This window comes from Stenotrophomonas sp. YAU14A_MKIMI4_1 (genome assembly GCF_003086855.1).
Lineage (GTDB): Bacteria > Pseudomonadota > Gammaproteobacteria > Xanthomonadales > Xanthomonadaceae > Stenotrophomonas.
Map to the genome: position 1 here is coordinate 3,710,249 of NZ_CP025998.1, position 13,456 is coordinate 3,723,704.

A 13,456-nucleotide genomic window follows, 5' to 3' on the forward strand; every position below is an offset into this window, starting at 1 on the left:
TTGCGAAAATTATGAATGGTTCATACTTTCGTTTGTGAACAGGGGGCCGTCAGGGGGCAGCGCTCTCCCCGACCGGCGGCGGGGCGACAGCCGTCGTGCCCTGGGCCCAGCGCTGGGCCAGCGCATGCATGCGCGTATTGAACTCAGACCACGCGTAGATTTCGCCCAGGCGGGGCTGGGCCCGCTTCACCTCGGCGCGCGCCTGCGCGATGTGGCCCGCGTCAGTCAGGGTTTCGGCGTAGGGAATGCGCCACTTGGCCGTGGCCACCGAATCGGCGCCGTACAGCCGCGAGAACTCGCGCACGACTTCCCCGGCACGTTCGGCCGCATCGGCCGCGCCGCTGCGCTGGGCCAACAGGGCCTCCTGCATGGTCTGGCGCAGCGCCAGCGACGACGACGGTGAAGGATGCTGCGCGCGGAACGCATCCAGCGCGGTGCGTGCGGCCACCAGGTTGCCACTGCGGGTCATCCACTCGATTTCCACCAGGCGCAGTGACTGCCGGTCCGGGCTGCCCGGGTCGGACTGGCGCCGCCAGACCCGGCCCACGCGCTGCAGCAGCGCGTCGGATGCCTGCAGCTGGCCCACCCGCATCAGCAGCCGCGCCAGCACCATTTCCACGTCCAGCGTTTCGCCCTGGTCGGCACCCAGCAAGCGCTGGTGGCGGTCCAGCGCCTGCCGGTACAGCGCCTCGGCTGCCGCCGTATCGCCGTAGGCTTCCTTCATGATGCCGTGCGCAAACAGCTTGCGGGCGTAGGCGAAACTGTCCACGCCGTCGATCGCCGCGCTGATCTGCAGGCTGTGGCGGAAGTGGCGGTCCGAGCTTTCGTAGCGCCCGAGATCCAGGTACTGCCCGGCCAGTGCGCTTTCGGCGCTGGCGGTAAAACTGCTCTGTTCACCGTAGATGTGCCGGGTCAGTTCCAGGTTGCGTTCCATCACCTGCAGCGCAGGATCGATGCGGCCCTGGTCGAACAGCACCTGCGACAGCAGCTGCAGGTCCTTCTGGTAATCGATGCCTTCACCACCGACGCCACCATCGTCGTTGATCGCCGCACGCAGGGTTTGCTCGGCGGCCAGCAATGCGCCGGTCGCGGCCTGCACGCTGGCCAGCTGCCGGCGAAGGCTGGAACGCACCCGGCGCGCATCCAGCGTGTGCTGGTCATCCAGCATGCCCAGCGCCTGGGTGAACATGGCCACGGCCGGCTGGGTGCCGCCTGCACTTCGGCTGCGCACCTGCGCCTGCACGGCCAGTACCCGCGCGCGTGCCAACGCATCGGGCGCCGTGGCCGTGGCCAGCAGCGCAGCGGCCTGGCTGGCGCTGCGCGCGGCTGCGTCGCGCTGCCGCGCCTGGTCCTGCAGGGTGGCCAGGTCGGCATAGGCCAGCGCGGCATCGCGCAGATCGGCCGCGCCGGCCGCCGCCAGCGCCTGCGCGCCCTGTTGCAACAGCGTCTCGGCCTGCTGCGGCTGGCCCAGATTCATGTAGGCGCGGCCCAGCACCACCTGCAGCCGCGCACGCAGCACCGGCTGCATCGTAGGCGTGGCCTGCAGGCGGCGTACGCTCTGGTCCAGCAGCTCGCGCGCACTCAGTTCCGAGGTGGCCGCGCCGCCACGGGTGCCCGGGTCCAGCACATCGAAGGACGCCACCAGGAAATCGCTGGTGCGGTTGGCGATATCGGCGTTGCGCGCCGATTCGCGCCCAGCCATGTCCAACCGGACCAGCAGCCCTGCCACCACCAGCACCACGCCGGCGGCGGCCACGCTGCTGCGCCAGTTGCGGCGCAGGAACAAGCGCGTCTGCTGCAGTGCGCCGCTGTGCCCGGCGCGCACCGGGCGGAATGCCAGATAGCGCTCCACATCGTCGGCCAGCGCTTCCACGGTGGCGTAGCGTTGTTCGGGCACCATCGCGCAGGCCCGCGCCACGATCGCATCCAACGGGCCGCGCAGCGCGCGCCGTTCGCGTGCCGTGCGGGCCAGCGCGCTGGGCAGAGGCACCGCCACCGGCTCGCCCTGCAACGGGCGCAGCACGCGTTGCCCACTGCTTGTTTCCGCCAGCATGGCACCCAGGCTGAACACATCGCTGGCCACGCCCACGCGCTGGCCACCCAGCAACTCGGGGCTGGCGTAGGCCGGGGTGACGTAGCGTGGCAGCCCGTCGTCGGCCGACTCGTCGGCCGGTTGCCCCAGCAGTCGCGCCACGCCGAAGTCCAGCAGCACCGGTCGGCCCTGGTCATCCACCAGCACGTTGGACGGCTTCAGGTCACAGTGCACCACCAGTTGCGCATGGGCGAACTGCACGATGCGGCAGATCTGCACGAACAGCGCCAGGCGTTGCCGCAGCGGCGGCGCGTGCGCCTGCAGATAGCGGTCAAGCGGCAGGCCGGCCACGTGCTCCATCACCAGGTATGGGTTACCCGACGGCGTTTCGCCTGCGTCGTACAGGCGCGCAACGCCCGGGTGCTGCAGGTCGGCCAGGATCTGCTGCTCGGCCAGCAGGTGCGCGCGCAGCGCTGGTGCCATCGGGCTGGGCAGCACCTTCACCGCCACCGTGCGGCGGTACAGGGCATCGGCACGTTCGGCGCTGAACACCGCACCCATGCCGCCTTCGGCCAGCAGTGCGGTCAGCCGCCACGGGCCCAGGCAATCGCCCACCTGCACTTCCGGCCGCGCGATGTCTTCGGCCAGCCGCTCCAGCGGCGCACGCACCCGCATCAGCTCATCGGTCTGTGCGTGCAGCAGCCGGGTGACCTCGGCAATCAACGCGGCATCGCTGCTGCGCGCCGCCAATGCCGGGCCCCACTGTTCCCGCGGCAGCTCACACACCGCATCGAACAGTTCACGCAGTTGCCCCCAGTGCGCGGCCTGCTGCATGGCCGTGCTCAGGCCGCGCTGCCCAGCTGGCTGTTGAGCCAGGCACGGGCAAAGCGCAGGTCACGGTCGACCGTGGGCACGGAAATCTCCAGCACTTCGGCGATGGCCTCACGGTCCATGCCGGCGAAGTACATGCACTGCACCGCGCGGGCCGCGCGCGGGTCCTGGGTTTCCAGTTGCAGCAAGGCCTGGTCCAGCGCGAACAGATCCTGCTGCAGGGTCATCGCCGGCAGCGCTTCGTGATCGACCGCCGACAGGGTCAGCGCAACCTGGCCGCCACCGCGCTTGACCGCGCCCAGCGCGCGCGCATGGTCGGCCACCACGCCGCGCATCTTCAGCGCGGCCAGTGCCAGGAAGTGCTGGCGGTCCTGCGGGTCGGCACGGCTGTCGAGCAGGCGCAGCAGCGCTTCGTTCACCAATGCGGTGGGGCGCAGGGTGCGATCACCGCCGCGCGCCGATACGCGCGCCGCCGCCATCGCCCGCAGCGTGCCGTACAGCAGTTCCATCAGTGCATCCAGCGCGGCCGCGTCGCCGCGTCGCCAGCGCTGCAGCAGTACCGTGGCATCGGCCGCCGGCCGCGCCGGCTCCTCGGTGAACACCGTGGCCATCGTCCTTTCCCCATTCCGCCAGTGGTGATCCGGGCTCCCCGCCCGAATGTGATCATCCGCACATTCGGCGGCAGTATCCCACAGGCGCCCGGCCTTCACCCACTACCGGGTTCATGCCCTGCCTTGGTAAACGGCCATCAATACGCGGCGGTTGACCAGCCTGCCCTGGTAGGTGCCAACCTTGGTTGGCACTTCCAGGAAAGGCGGCCAACCAAGGTTGGCCACTACCGGGTTCATGCCCCGCCCTGGTAGGTGCCAACCTTGGCTGGGCGCTACCGGGCGAAGCTGAAGCCCATCGGCCCGGACGGCAGCGCAGCCACCTGGTTGCGGCCGCCCCGCTTGGCCGCGTACAGACCCGCATCGGCGTGGGCCAGCAACTGTTCGGCCGTGGCCATCACCGGCGGATGGGCGAACCCCACCCCCACGCTGATGCTGACCCGCCCTTCCGGCAGCTGCAGCGCCTGCACTGCCACGCGCAGGCGCTCGGCCAGCGCCAGCACGCCCTCCACGCTGGTACCGGGCACGATCACCGCGAATTCCTCGCCGCCATAGCGCGCCACGGTGTCGGCCGCGCGGTTGGCGGTGGCCTGCAGCACCGCGGCCACGGCCTGCAGGCAGCGGTCGCCAGCGGGGTGCCCGTGCTGGTCGTTGAACGCTTTGAAATGGTCGATGTCCACCAGCAGCAGGCCCACTTCGGTGCCGCTGCGACGGGCCCGGTTCCACTCGCTGGTCAGCGCCGCATCGAACTGGCGGCGATTGGCTACGCCGGTCAGGCCGTCCTGCCGCGCCAGCTGGTCCAGCCGTGCCTGCGCTTCCAGCAGGTCGATCTGCAGCAGGGTGCTGCGCAGGCTGAAACCCAGCGTAGCGACCACGAAGCCGGCCAGCGCCAGCGGGCGCGCGTGGTCCACCACCAGCGCCCCGACCACCAGCAGCAGCAGCGGCAGGATCATCGGTCCACCGGCCTGGACCAGCCGCGACAGGCGCGGGTGCAGCACGCCGCCGGGGGCCGGCGCCTGGCGCAGGGCCAGCACCGCCAGCAGCAGGAACGGCACGTCGATCAGCAGGTCGTTGTAGGCACCGAAGGACTGTTCGGCGGTGAAATGGTTGATGTAGTACGCCACGCCCAGATAGAGCAGCGCATACAGCGCCAGCGCGCGGAAGAAGCTGCGCCGTTCGGGCACGTCGCCGGCCAGCCAGCGCACGCAGGCGAACGCAGCAATGCACAGGTTCTGGATGTCGAACATGCGGCGCATGTTGGCCATGGCCGTGTCATCGACGTTGATGCGGTCGGCGAAGGACAGGGTGTGCACGAAGAACAGCACGCCCAGCAGCGCCGCCATCAGGCCGTCGATGGTGCTGATGGTCCAGCGCTCGCGGCGGGCGCGGGCCAGGATGAACACCAGCGGCACGCCATAGATCACATACAGCAGCAGGCTGACCCGCGGGGTCAGATCGGCACGCCCGGCACCGATCGCATCGGCCATGTTCACCGCCATGCCGCCGGCCCACAGCAGCAGCGCCAATGCGGTGGCCCGCCAGCCCAGCGCCGCCCGGTCACGCCGCGCGCGCCACAGGCAGGCCATCGCCGCAAGCACCGGCGCGGCGGTCAGGAACACGAACGAACCTTCCCCGGCCGGCCCCGGCCAGAACGCCACGACCACCCCGTGGCAGAGCACGTACAGCAGCGCAAGCACTACCGGCATGGATCCCCCATCGGCAAGCCGTCTGTGCGCACCATAGCGCGTTGCCCCGCCAGCGGGGCGTGATCGACTGCCGAAAACCCGGCCGGCCCGGTAGCGTCGAGCGTGCTCGCCTGCCCCGCTTCGGTAGAGTCGAGCGTGCTCGCCTGCCCCGCTTCGGTAGAGTCGAGCTTGCTCGACTGATTTTCCACGCCAGTCGAGCAAGCTCGACTCTACGCCTCAGCACCGCCGCGTTCTTATCTCCCCCGCCGCATTCGCCTCAGCCGCGCAGTGCCTTGGCGTGGTGCGCGATGTGCTCGCCAATGAAGCTGGCGATGAAGTAATAGCTATGGTCGTAGCCCGGCTGCAGGCGCAGGGTCAGCGGGTGGCCCACCGCTTCGCATGCCTGCTGCAGGCGCTGCGGCTGCAACTGGGTCTGCAGGAACTCATCGGCATCGCCCTGGTCCACCAGCAGCGGCAGGCGCTCGCTGGCACCGGCGATCAGCGCGGTGGCATCCCACTGCGCCCAGGCCGCACGGTCGTCGCCCAGATAGGCGGTGAAGGCCTTTTCGCCCCACGGCACCTGGCTGGGTGCCACGATCGGCGAAAACGCCGACACGCTGCGGTAGCGGCCGGGATTGCGCAGCGCCAGCACCAGCGCGCCATGGCCCCCCATCGAATGGCCGCTGATGGCACGCGCATCGGTCGCCGGGAAGTGCGCCTCGATCAGCGCCGGCAGCTCCTGCACCACGTAGTCGTGCATGCGGTAGTGCCGTGCCCATGGCTGTTCGGTGGCGTTGAGATAGAAGCCTGCGCCCTTGCCCAGGTCGTAGCCTTCGGCATCGGCCACGTCGTCACCGCGCGGGCTGGTATCGGGGGCCACCAGGATCACCCCGTGTTCGGCGGCGTAACGCTGCGCGCCAGCTTTGGTGATCACGTTCTGTTCGGTGCAGGTCAGGCCGCTCAGCCAGTACAGCACCGGCAGTTTCTGCGTGGCCGCCTGCGGCGGCAGGTACACGGCGAACTGCATGTCGCAGCCCAGCGTGGTGGACGTGTGGCGATAGACATCCTGCCAGCCGCCGAAGCAGGCACGGTGTTCAATGCGTTCCATGGAGTGCTCCCGGTGGCGGCAGGCGCGCGGCCTGCCGCCTGGCGTGGTTCAATAGTGGACGACCGAACGGATCGACTTGCCTTCGTGCATCAGGTCGAAGGCTTCGTTGATCTTGTCCAGGTCCATGGTGTGGGTGACGAACGGGGCCAGTTCGATATCGCCCTTCATCGCGTCCTCCACCATGCCCGGCAGCTGGCTGCGGCCCTTCACGCCGCCGAAGGCGGTGCCCATCCACTTGCGGCCGGTCACCAGCTGGAACGGACGGGTGGAGATTTCCTGACCCGCGCCGGCCACGCCGATCACCACGCTCTGGCCCCAGCCGCGGTGCGCGCATTCCAGCGCCGCACGCATCACGCTGGTGTTGCCGATGCACTCGAAGCTGTGGTCCACGCCCCAGGTGGTCATTTCCACGATGACCTGCTGGATCGGCTTGTCGAAGTCCTTCGGGTTGATGCAGTCGGTGGCGCCGAATTCGCGCGCCAGCTCGAACTTGGACGGGTTGGTGTCCACCGCGATGATGCGGCCGGCCTTGGCCTGGCGGGCACCCTGGATGACCGCCAGGCCGATGCCGCCCAGGCCGAACACGGCCACGCTGTCGCCTTCCTGCACCTTGGCGGTGTTGTGCACCGCGCCGATGCCGGTGGTCACGCCGCAGCCCAGCAGGCAGACGTGTTCCGGGTTCGCTTCCGGGTTGATCTTGGCCAGCGACACTTCGGCCACCACGGTGTACTCGCTGAAGGTCGAGCAGCCCATGTAGTGATAGATCGGTTCGCCGTTGTAGCTGAAGCGGCTGGTGCCGTCGGGCATCACGCCCTTGCCCTGGGTAGCGCGCACCGACACGCACAGGTTGGTCTTGCCGCTCTTGCAGAACAGGCATTCGCCGCACTCGGCGGTGTACAGCGGAATCACGTGGTCGCCCGGCTTCACGCTGGTCACGCCCTCGCCCACTTCCACCACGATGCCGGCGCCTTCATGGCCCAGCACCACCGGGAACAGGCCTTCCGGGTCATCGCCGGACAGGGTGAAGGCATCGGTGTGGCAGACACCGGTGTGGGTGATCTTCACCAGCACTTCGCCAGCCTTCGGCGGGGCGACGTCGATTTCGACGATCTGCAGCGGCTGGCCGGGACCAAAGGCGACGGCGGCACGGGATTTCATGGCGGGTTCTCCAAGGACAGACAAAGACAGCATGGATGGCGCAGTGTTGCGCCCTCGTTTATTTCAGGTACGAACGGATCAAACCGCTCATCTCGCGCACGCGCTCGGCGCGCTGTTCATCGGATGCGGCCGGCTGGCCGAATTCCTCGCGCAGGTGGGCTTCCATCACTTCGGACATCAACCCGTTCACCGCGCCGCGGATGGCCGCGATCTGCTGCAGCACCGGGCCGCACTCGGCGCCGGCTTCCAGCGCGCGGTCCAGCGCATCGCACTGGCCACGGATGCGGCGCACGCGGGCCAGGACCTTCTTTTTCTCTTCGGGTGAATGCGGCATGGGCGGCCACCTGCGGAACTATACTGGGGGATAGTATACAGACCGGCCGCGCAAACTCAATCGAAGGCGCCCTGCGCCGCCAGCCGGGTCAGTTCATCCACCACGTGGCGCACCTTCGGCCGCAGATGACGGGTGGGCGGCCACAGGGCATGGATATCGACATGGCGCTGCATCTGCTCGTCCAGCACCGACTGCAGCGTGCCCGACTGCAGATGCGGGCGCACCAGCGACATCGGCATCTGGCAGATGCCCAGCCCGGCCAGCGCACCGTCGATCACTGCATCGCCGTCGTTCAACTGGTGGGTGGCGCTGGGAATGAAGGTACCGCCCTCGCCCTCCACGCCCACCCGCCACGCCACCGGCTGGCCATGGCGGTAGCCGACGATGCTGCGGTGCTGGCGCAGATCGTCCACCGTGCGCGGCACGCCGTGCGCCTGCAGGTAGGCCGGCGCCGCGCAGGTCACCAGGCGTTGGCTGCCCAGCCGCCGCGCCACCAGGTGCTCGGCCTGCTGCAGCCCGCCGAAGCGGATCAGCAGATCGATGCCTTCCTCGATGGGGTCGACGAAGTGGTCGGTGAAGGTCACCGTCAGCTGCAGGTCCGGGTACTGCTGGCACAGCTTCAGCAGCACCGGCATGACCACCATGCGGCCAAACGAAGAGGGCATGTCGATGCGCAGGCGACCGCTGGGCACGTGCGCGCCCAGGCCCAGACAGGCCTCGGCCGCGGAAATTTCCTCCAGCGCGGCGGCGCAGGACGCGTAGTAGGCCTCGCCGTCGGTGGTCAGCGAGATGCGCCGGGTGGTGCGGTGGAACAGGCGCACGCCCAGCCGCACTTCCAGCCGGGCGATGGCCTTGCCCACCGCCGAGCGGGAAATGCCCAGCGCCTCGGCCGCTTCGGTGAAGGTGGCCGCGCGTGCGGTGGTCACGAAGGTGACCAGGCCATTCAAGGATTCAACGGGAAGCATGCCGGGGGCCTCATTGGGGACAAATAGTCCCGCTCGATGGGAAATTGAACCCATTTATGGGGTCCGATGTCAACGCCATCCTGTAGGCATCGCGCCACCGGCGCTCCTTCCCCAAGAGACCTGCACATGACCGCTCCGCTCTTCCAACCGTTTGACCTGGCCGGCACACCGCTGCGCAACCGCATCGCCATGGCACCGATGACCCGTGCACGCAATCCCGACTACGTGGCCAACGAACTGACCGCGCAGTACTACCGCCAGCGCGCCAGTGCCGGCCTGATCATCAGCGAGGGCACCCCGGTGTCGCCGCAGGGCCAGGGATACATCGACGTGCCGGGCATCTGGTCGCAGGAACAGGTGGCCGGCTGGCGCCAGGTCACCGATGCCGTGCATGGCGCACAGGGCGCCATCTTCGCCCAGCTCTGGCACGTGGGCCGCATGTCGCACCGCTCGCTGCAGCCCGACGGTGGCCAGCCGGTCAGCGCCAGCACGCGCGCGGTGGCCCACGATCCCCGCAGTTTCGCCTTCGTGTATCGCGACGACGGCAGCCGCGGCCCGGCCGACCCGACCCCGCCGCGCGCCCTGCGCACCGATGAAGTGCCGGGCATCGTCAACGACTTCGTGCGCGGCGCCGAGAATGCCGTCGCCGCCGGTTTTGATGGCATCGAGCTGCATGCCGCCAACGGCTATCTGTTCGAACAGTTCCTCAACCCGCTCACCAATGATCGCCAGGATGACTACGGCGGTTCGCTGGCCAACCGCGCGCGGCTGATCCTGGACACCGTGGATGCCATGACCGCACGCATCGGCGCGCAGCGCGTGGGCGTACGCCTGGCACCGAACAGCCAGGTCTTCGACATGCCGGCCTATGCAGAAAACGAGGCCAGCTATCTGTACCTGGCCGAAGAACTGGGCAAGCGTGGGCTGGCCTATGTGCATCTGAACGACAACTACCTGCACGGCGCGCCGGCCATCGGCGAAGCGTTCCTGAAGGCCTTCAAGCAGGCCTACGGCGGCACCGTCATCCTGGCCGGCGGCATGACCCGCGAACGTGCTCTGCGCCTGGTGGACGACGGCATCATCGATATCGCCGCGTTCGGCCAGCCGTTCATCGCCAACCCCGACCTGGTCGAGCGCCTGCAGGCCGACGTGGCGCTGACCACGCCGGATCGCGCCACCTACTACGGTGGTGGCCGCGAGGGCTATCTTGATTACCCGGTCGCCAGCTGATCGGACATGGGGTCGGATTCCCTTTCCAACGGAAAGGGCTCTGACCCCGGCGCGGCGATCTGGCATGGGGTCGGATCCCTTTCCAGCGGAAAGGGCTCTGACCCCGGTTCGGCGAAGACGGGGTCAGAGCCGCGCTGCGCGCGGATCCGACCCCATCACTCACGCCCCTTCGCGCACGTACGCGAACGATTCATCCAGCCGCGCAAAGCCGATCACCTGCTTCAGCAGCGCCTGTCCCTCGTCCTCGCTGATGCGCCCTGCAACGATCTCGTCGATACGCGCGTACAGGCGTTCCAGCGCCGCCACCTGGTCGGCCCGCAGCCACGCGCGGTGCGTGCCCAGCCACGCCTGCAGATCGTCGGCCAGCGTGTCCTTGCCCAGCATCGAGTACTGCGTCTCCAGTTCCACCACCGCCTCCACCATCTTGCGGAAGACGAAGTCCTGCAGGTTGGCCGCCAGGATGTCGGCGCGGTCGTCGTCGTGCCACACCAACAGCACCGGCGGCTCGCTGAAGCCCGGCGCATTGGTCCAGAAGCAGTACACGTCGCCGGCGCCGCTGCGCGCGAACGGCAGCAGCTCCAGGTCCTCGCGCAGCGGGTTGTAGTGGTCCTCGGCGGTCAGGACTTCCCACGCTTCCTGCAGTTCGTCACGACCGATCGGCTCGAACTCATCGGCAAACAGCAGCAGCGGCGGCTGCGCGCGCAGCTGCGCGGATTGCTGCTGGAAACCCTCCCAGCCCAACGCGCCCCACTGCAGCTGCCCAGCGGCGGACAACTGGTGGTACAGCGGCGGAAAGACCTGGCCGGTGGCCTGTTCGACGTCGGCAAGCGTGTTCATACATATCCTTGTTGGAACCCAGCCGACTACCTTGCCTGAACCTTCCGCGCGCGGCCAGCAAGATGAACCGGCACCGTCACGCCACGGGCCTAGACTGCACTGCCCCGCCGTACGTGCCACCGCCATGGATTCCCCCGCCCCCTCCTTCATCATCAATCTGGACGTGCCCGACCTGGCCGCAGCCGAGGCGTTCTACACCCAGGCGTTCGGCCTGCGCATCGGCCGCCGGCTCGGCCCGGGCGCCACCGAACTGTTGGGCGGGCCCACGCCGCTGTACCTGCTGCAGAACGCCGACGGCAGTGCCGCCGCCGACGATGGCGATGTGCGCGACTACGAGCGCCATTGGACGCCCATCCACCTGGACTGGGTGGTGGACGATATCAACGCCGCGCTGTCACGCGCCGTCGCCGCCGGCGCGCTGATCGAACGCCCGGTCAGCGAGCGCGCATGGGGCCGGTTGGCCGTGCTGGCCGACCCGTTCGGGCATGGATTCTGCCTGCTGCAGTTCGTCGGCAAGGGGTATGACGCGTTGGTGGAGTGATCGGGGCCAGCCATCCACGCATGGGGTGGATCTACTGCATTGCTGCGCTTCACTCCCGCAACATGTCCACGAACGCGCGCAGCGCCGAGGCCATCTGCCGCTGCTTGGGGTAATACAGAACGAAGCCGGCGAACGGCTCGCTCCAGTCCTGCAGCACTGCCACCATGCGCCCGGCCTCGATATGCGGGCGGGCCGCATCTTCCAGCACATACGCCAGGCCGAAGCCATCGATCACCGCACGGATGATGGTGGTCTGCTCGCTCAGCGTCAGCCGCCCGCGCACATCGATTTCCAGCGATTCACCACCGCGGTCGAACTGCCATTTGTACAGATGCCCGCTGGCGAAGCGGAAGCGGATGCATTCGTGCTCCAGCAGGTCACGCGGGTGCTGCGGGGCCGGGTGCCGCCGCAGGTAGTCCGGCGAGGCGACGATCATGCCGCGCAGCGCCGGCCCCAGTGGCACCGCCACCATGTCCTCGGGCACGAACTCGTGCAGGCGCACGCCGGCGTCGTAGCCTTCGCCCACGATATCGACCAGGCCGTCGTTCTCGGTCAGCTCCAGGCGCACATCGGGGTGCGCATGCAGGAAGCGGGTCAGGCGCGGGCCGAGCTGGGTCGGCACGGCCGCGCGCGCGGCGTTGATGCGCAGCAGGCCGGTGGGGCTGGCCCGGAACTGGTTCATCTCCTCCAGCGCCTCGTGCACCTGGCCCAGTGCCGGCTGCAGCCGCTGCAGCAGCCGCTGGCCGGCCTCGGTCAGGGCCACGCTGCGGGTGGTGCGGTGGAACAGGCCCACGCCCAGCCGTTCTTCCAGCGCGCGGATCGCGTAGCTCACCGCCGAGGTGGACAGGGCCAACTCGGCCCCGGCGCGGCGGAAGCTGCGGTGCCGGGCCACCGCGGCGAACGCGGCCAGGTGGGTCAGGTTGTCAGTGGCCATGATTGTGCAGTCCCACTTGATGAATCATGCCGATATCCGGGGTTCTTACCCCCGCGCGAGGGGCGTATTGTAAAACGCCTTTCGACAAACCCCGCCAAGGATTCCCCATGTCCCTCGCCCTCGGTTATGCGGTGCGCAGCAACACCGCCCCGCTCGAACCCATCAGCTTTGAACGCCGCGCGGTCGGCGCCAACGATGTGCGCATCGAAGTGCTGTACAGCGGCATCTGCCATTCCGACCTGCACCAGGCCCGCGACGATTGGGGCGGCGCCGAGTACCCGATGGTGCCGGGCCACGAGATCATCGGCCGCGTGGTTGAAGTCGGCCCGGGCGTGACCACGCTGAAGGCCGGTGATTTCGCCGGCGTCGGCTGCATGGTCGATTCCTGCCGCCACTGCGATGCCTGCGACCACGACCTGGAGCAGTACTGCGAAAAGGGCCCGACCTACACCTACAACAGCCGCGACCGCGCCACCGGCGAACTGACCCAGGGCGGCTATTCCGACCACATCGTGGTGGAACAGCGCTTCGTGGTGAAGGTGTCCGAGAAGCTGGACCTGAAGGCTGCCGCGCCGCTGCTGTGCGCTGGCATCACCACCTGGTCGCCGCTGCGCCACTGGAAGGTCGGCCCCGGCCAGAAGGTCGGCGTGATCGGTCTGGGCGGCCTGGGCCACATGGGCGTGAAGTTCGCCAAGGCGCTGGGCGCGCACGTGGTGATGATCACCACCACCCCGGAAAAGGGTGCCGACGCCAAGCGCCTGGGCGCCGACGAAGTGCTGGTCTCGCGCGATCCGGCGCAGATGAAGGCCCACGCCAACAGCTTCGATTTCCTGCTCAACACGGTGCCGGTCAGCCATGACACCAACCCGTACATGAGCCTGCTCAAGCGCGACAGCACCATGTGCCTGGTCGGCGTGATCACCGAACTGGACCCGGCGCTGATGGGCGCCAGCGTGATCTTCGGCCGCAAGCACGTGACCGGCTCGGCCATCGGCGGCATGGCCGAAACCCAGGAAATGATGGACTTCTGCGCCGAGCACGGCATCGTGGCCGACGTCGAAGTGATCGACATCAAGAACGTCAACGACGCCTGGGAGCGCATGGCCAAGAACGATGTGCGCTACCGCTTCGTGATCGACATGGCCACCATCAAGGCCTGACCGCCGCGGTGATGGAACGAAAAAACCCCGGCA

General features: G+C 68.5%; 12 protein-coding genes. 3 read left to right on the forward strand and 9 right to left on the reverse strand.

What is annotated here, in order from left to right; translation table 11 throughout:
- Positions 1-49: 49 nt before the first annotated feature.
- The 7 genes from C1931_RS16765 to C1931_RS16800 form a co-directional block, all read right to left on the reverse strand.
- Positions 50-2,866, reverse strand: coding sequence for a serine/threonine-protein kinase (locus C1931_RS16765; protein ID WP_108757137.1), 2,817 nt, complete (start codon positions 2,864-2,866; stop codon positions 50-52).
- A gap of 8 nt (positions 2,867-2,874) precedes the next feature.
- Positions 2,875-3,474 carry an ECF-type sigma factor gene (locus C1931_RS16770; RefSeq protein WP_108754125.1) on the reverse strand — a complete coding sequence of 200 codons (600 nt, stop codon included), beginning with the start codon at positions 3,472-3,474 and terminating at the stop codon, positions 2,875-2,877.
- A gap of 272 nt (positions 3,475-3,746) precedes the next feature.
- Complete coding sequence (locus C1931_RS16775; protein ID WP_108754126.1) at positions 3,747-5,177, reverse strand: GGDEF domain-containing protein; 1,431 nt, start codon at positions 5,175-5,177, stop codon at positions 3,747-3,749.
- 256 nt (positions 5,178-5,433) lie between these two features.
- Positions 5,434-6,264, reverse strand: a complete 831-nt coding sequence (gene fghA, locus C1931_RS16785) for an S-formylglutathione hydrolase (RefSeq protein ID WP_108757139.1) — start codon at positions 6,262-6,264, stop codon at positions 5,434-5,436.
- 48 nt (positions 6,265-6,312) lie between these two features.
- Positions 6,313-7,422, reverse strand: coding sequence for an S-(hydroxymethyl)glutathione dehydrogenase/class III alcohol dehydrogenase (locus C1931_RS16790; RefSeq protein WP_108754128.1), 1,110 nt, complete (start codon positions 7,420-7,422; stop codon positions 6,313-6,315).
- A gap of 58 nt (positions 7,423-7,480) precedes the next feature.
- On the reverse strand, positions 7,481-7,756 hold the full coding sequence (locus C1931_RS16795; RefSeq protein ID WP_108757140.1) for a metal/formaldehyde-sensitive transcriptional repressor: 276 nt from the start codon (positions 7,754-7,756) through the stop codon (positions 7,481-7,483).
- Positions 7,757-7,812: 56 nt separating this feature from the next.
- A complete protein-coding gene (locus tag C1931_RS16800) occupies positions 7,813-8,721 on the reverse strand; it encodes a LysR family transcriptional regulator (RefSeq protein WP_108757141.1) in 909 nt (302 codons plus the stop codon).
- 126 nt (positions 8,722-8,847) lie between these two features.
- Here C1931_RS16800 and C1931_RS16805 point away from each other — a divergent pair, with 126 nt between their 5' ends.
- Positions 8,848-9,951, forward strand: coding sequence for an alkene reductase (locus tag C1931_RS16805; RefSeq protein ID WP_108757142.1), 1,104 nt, complete (start codon positions 8,848-8,850; stop codon positions 9,949-9,951).
- Between the two features lie 159 nt (positions 9,952-10,110).
- On the opposite strand, the gene C1931_RS16810 is transcribed toward C1931_RS16805, so the two are convergent.
- Complete coding sequence (locus C1931_RS16810) at positions 10,111-10,788, reverse strand: SMI1/KNR4 family protein (RefSeq protein ID WP_108757143.1); 678 nt, start codon at positions 10,786-10,788, stop codon at positions 10,111-10,113.
- A 124-nt stretch (positions 10,789-10,912) separates the two neighbouring features.
- Here C1931_RS16810 and C1931_RS16815 point away from each other — a divergent pair, with 124 nt between their 5' ends.
- The gene (locus tag C1931_RS16815) at positions 10,913-11,329 is read left to right on the forward strand and encodes a VOC family protein (RefSeq protein WP_108757144.1); all 417 of its coding nucleotides are present in this window, start codon (positions 10,913-10,915) and stop codon (positions 11,327-11,329) included.
- A 49-nt stretch (positions 11,330-11,378) separates the two neighbouring features.
- On the opposite strand, the gene C1931_RS16820 is transcribed toward C1931_RS16815, so the two are convergent.
- Positions 11,379-12,263, reverse strand: a complete 885-nt coding sequence (locus tag C1931_RS16820; protein WP_108750552.1) for a LysR family transcriptional regulator — start codon at positions 12,261-12,263, stop codon at positions 11,379-11,381.
- A gap of 107 nt (positions 12,264-12,370) precedes the next feature.
- Between C1931_RS16820 and C1931_RS16825 the strand changes: the two genes are divergently transcribed.
- Positions 12,371-13,423: an NAD(P)-dependent alcohol dehydrogenase gene (locus tag C1931_RS16825; protein WP_108757145.1), complete on the forward strand. Its 1,053-nt coding sequence runs from the start codon at positions 12,371-12,373 to the stop codon at positions 13,421-13,423.
- The last annotated feature ends 33 nt before the right edge of the window (positions 13,424-13,456 follow it).

What these genes read in the sequence shown, in the direction of transcription:
- fghA (WP_108757139.1), bottom strand. Translation starts at nt 6,264, where the DNA reads ATGGAACGCATTGAACACCGTGCCTGCTTCGGCGGCTGGCAGGATGTC.
- C1931_RS16770 (WP_108754125.1), bottom strand. Translation starts at nt 3,474, where the DNA reads ATGGCCACGGTGTTCACCGAGGAGCCGGCGCGGCCGGCGGCCGATGCC.
- C1931_RS16795 (WP_108757140.1), bottom strand. Translation starts at nt 7,756, where the DNA reads ATGCCGCATTCACCCGAAGAGAAAAAGAAGGTCCTGGCCCGCGTGCGC.
- C1931_RS16775 (WP_108754126.1), bottom strand. Translation starts at nt 5,177, where the DNA reads ATGCCGGTAGTGCTTGCGCTGCTGTACGTGCTCTGCCACGGGGTGGTC.
- C1931_RS16815 (WP_108757144.1), top strand. Translation starts at nt 10,913, where the DNA reads ATGGATTCCCCCGCCCCCTCCTTCATCATCAATCTGGACGTGCCCGAC.
- C1931_RS16810 (WP_108757143.1), bottom strand. Translation starts at nt 10,788, where the DNA reads ATGAACACGCTTGCCGACGTCGAACAGGCCACCGGCCAGGTCTTTCCG.
- C1931_RS16825 (WP_108757145.1), top strand. Translation starts at nt 12,371, where the DNA reads ATGTCCCTCGCCCTCGGTTATGCGGTGCGCAGCAACACCGCCCCGCTC.
- C1931_RS16800 (WP_108757141.1), bottom strand. Translation starts at nt 8,721, where the DNA reads ATGCTTCCCGTTGAATCCTTGAATGGCCTGGTCACCTTCGTGACCACC.
- C1931_RS16765 (WP_108757137.1), bottom strand. Translation starts at nt 2,866, where the DNA reads ATGCAGCAGGCCGCGCACTGGGGGCAACTGCGTGAACTGTTCGATGCG.
- C1931_RS16790 (WP_108754128.1), bottom strand. Translation starts at nt 7,422, where the DNA reads ATGAAATCCCGTGCCGCCGTCGCCTTTGGTCCCGGCCAGCCGCTGCAG.
- C1931_RS16805 (WP_108757142.1), top strand. Translation starts at nt 8,848, where the DNA reads ATGACCGCTCCGCTCTTCCAACCGTTTGACCTGGCCGGCACACCGCTG.
- C1931_RS16820 (WP_108750552.1), bottom strand. Translation starts at nt 12,263, where the DNA reads ATGGCCACTGACAACCTGACCCACCTGGCCGCGTTCGCCGCGGTGGCC.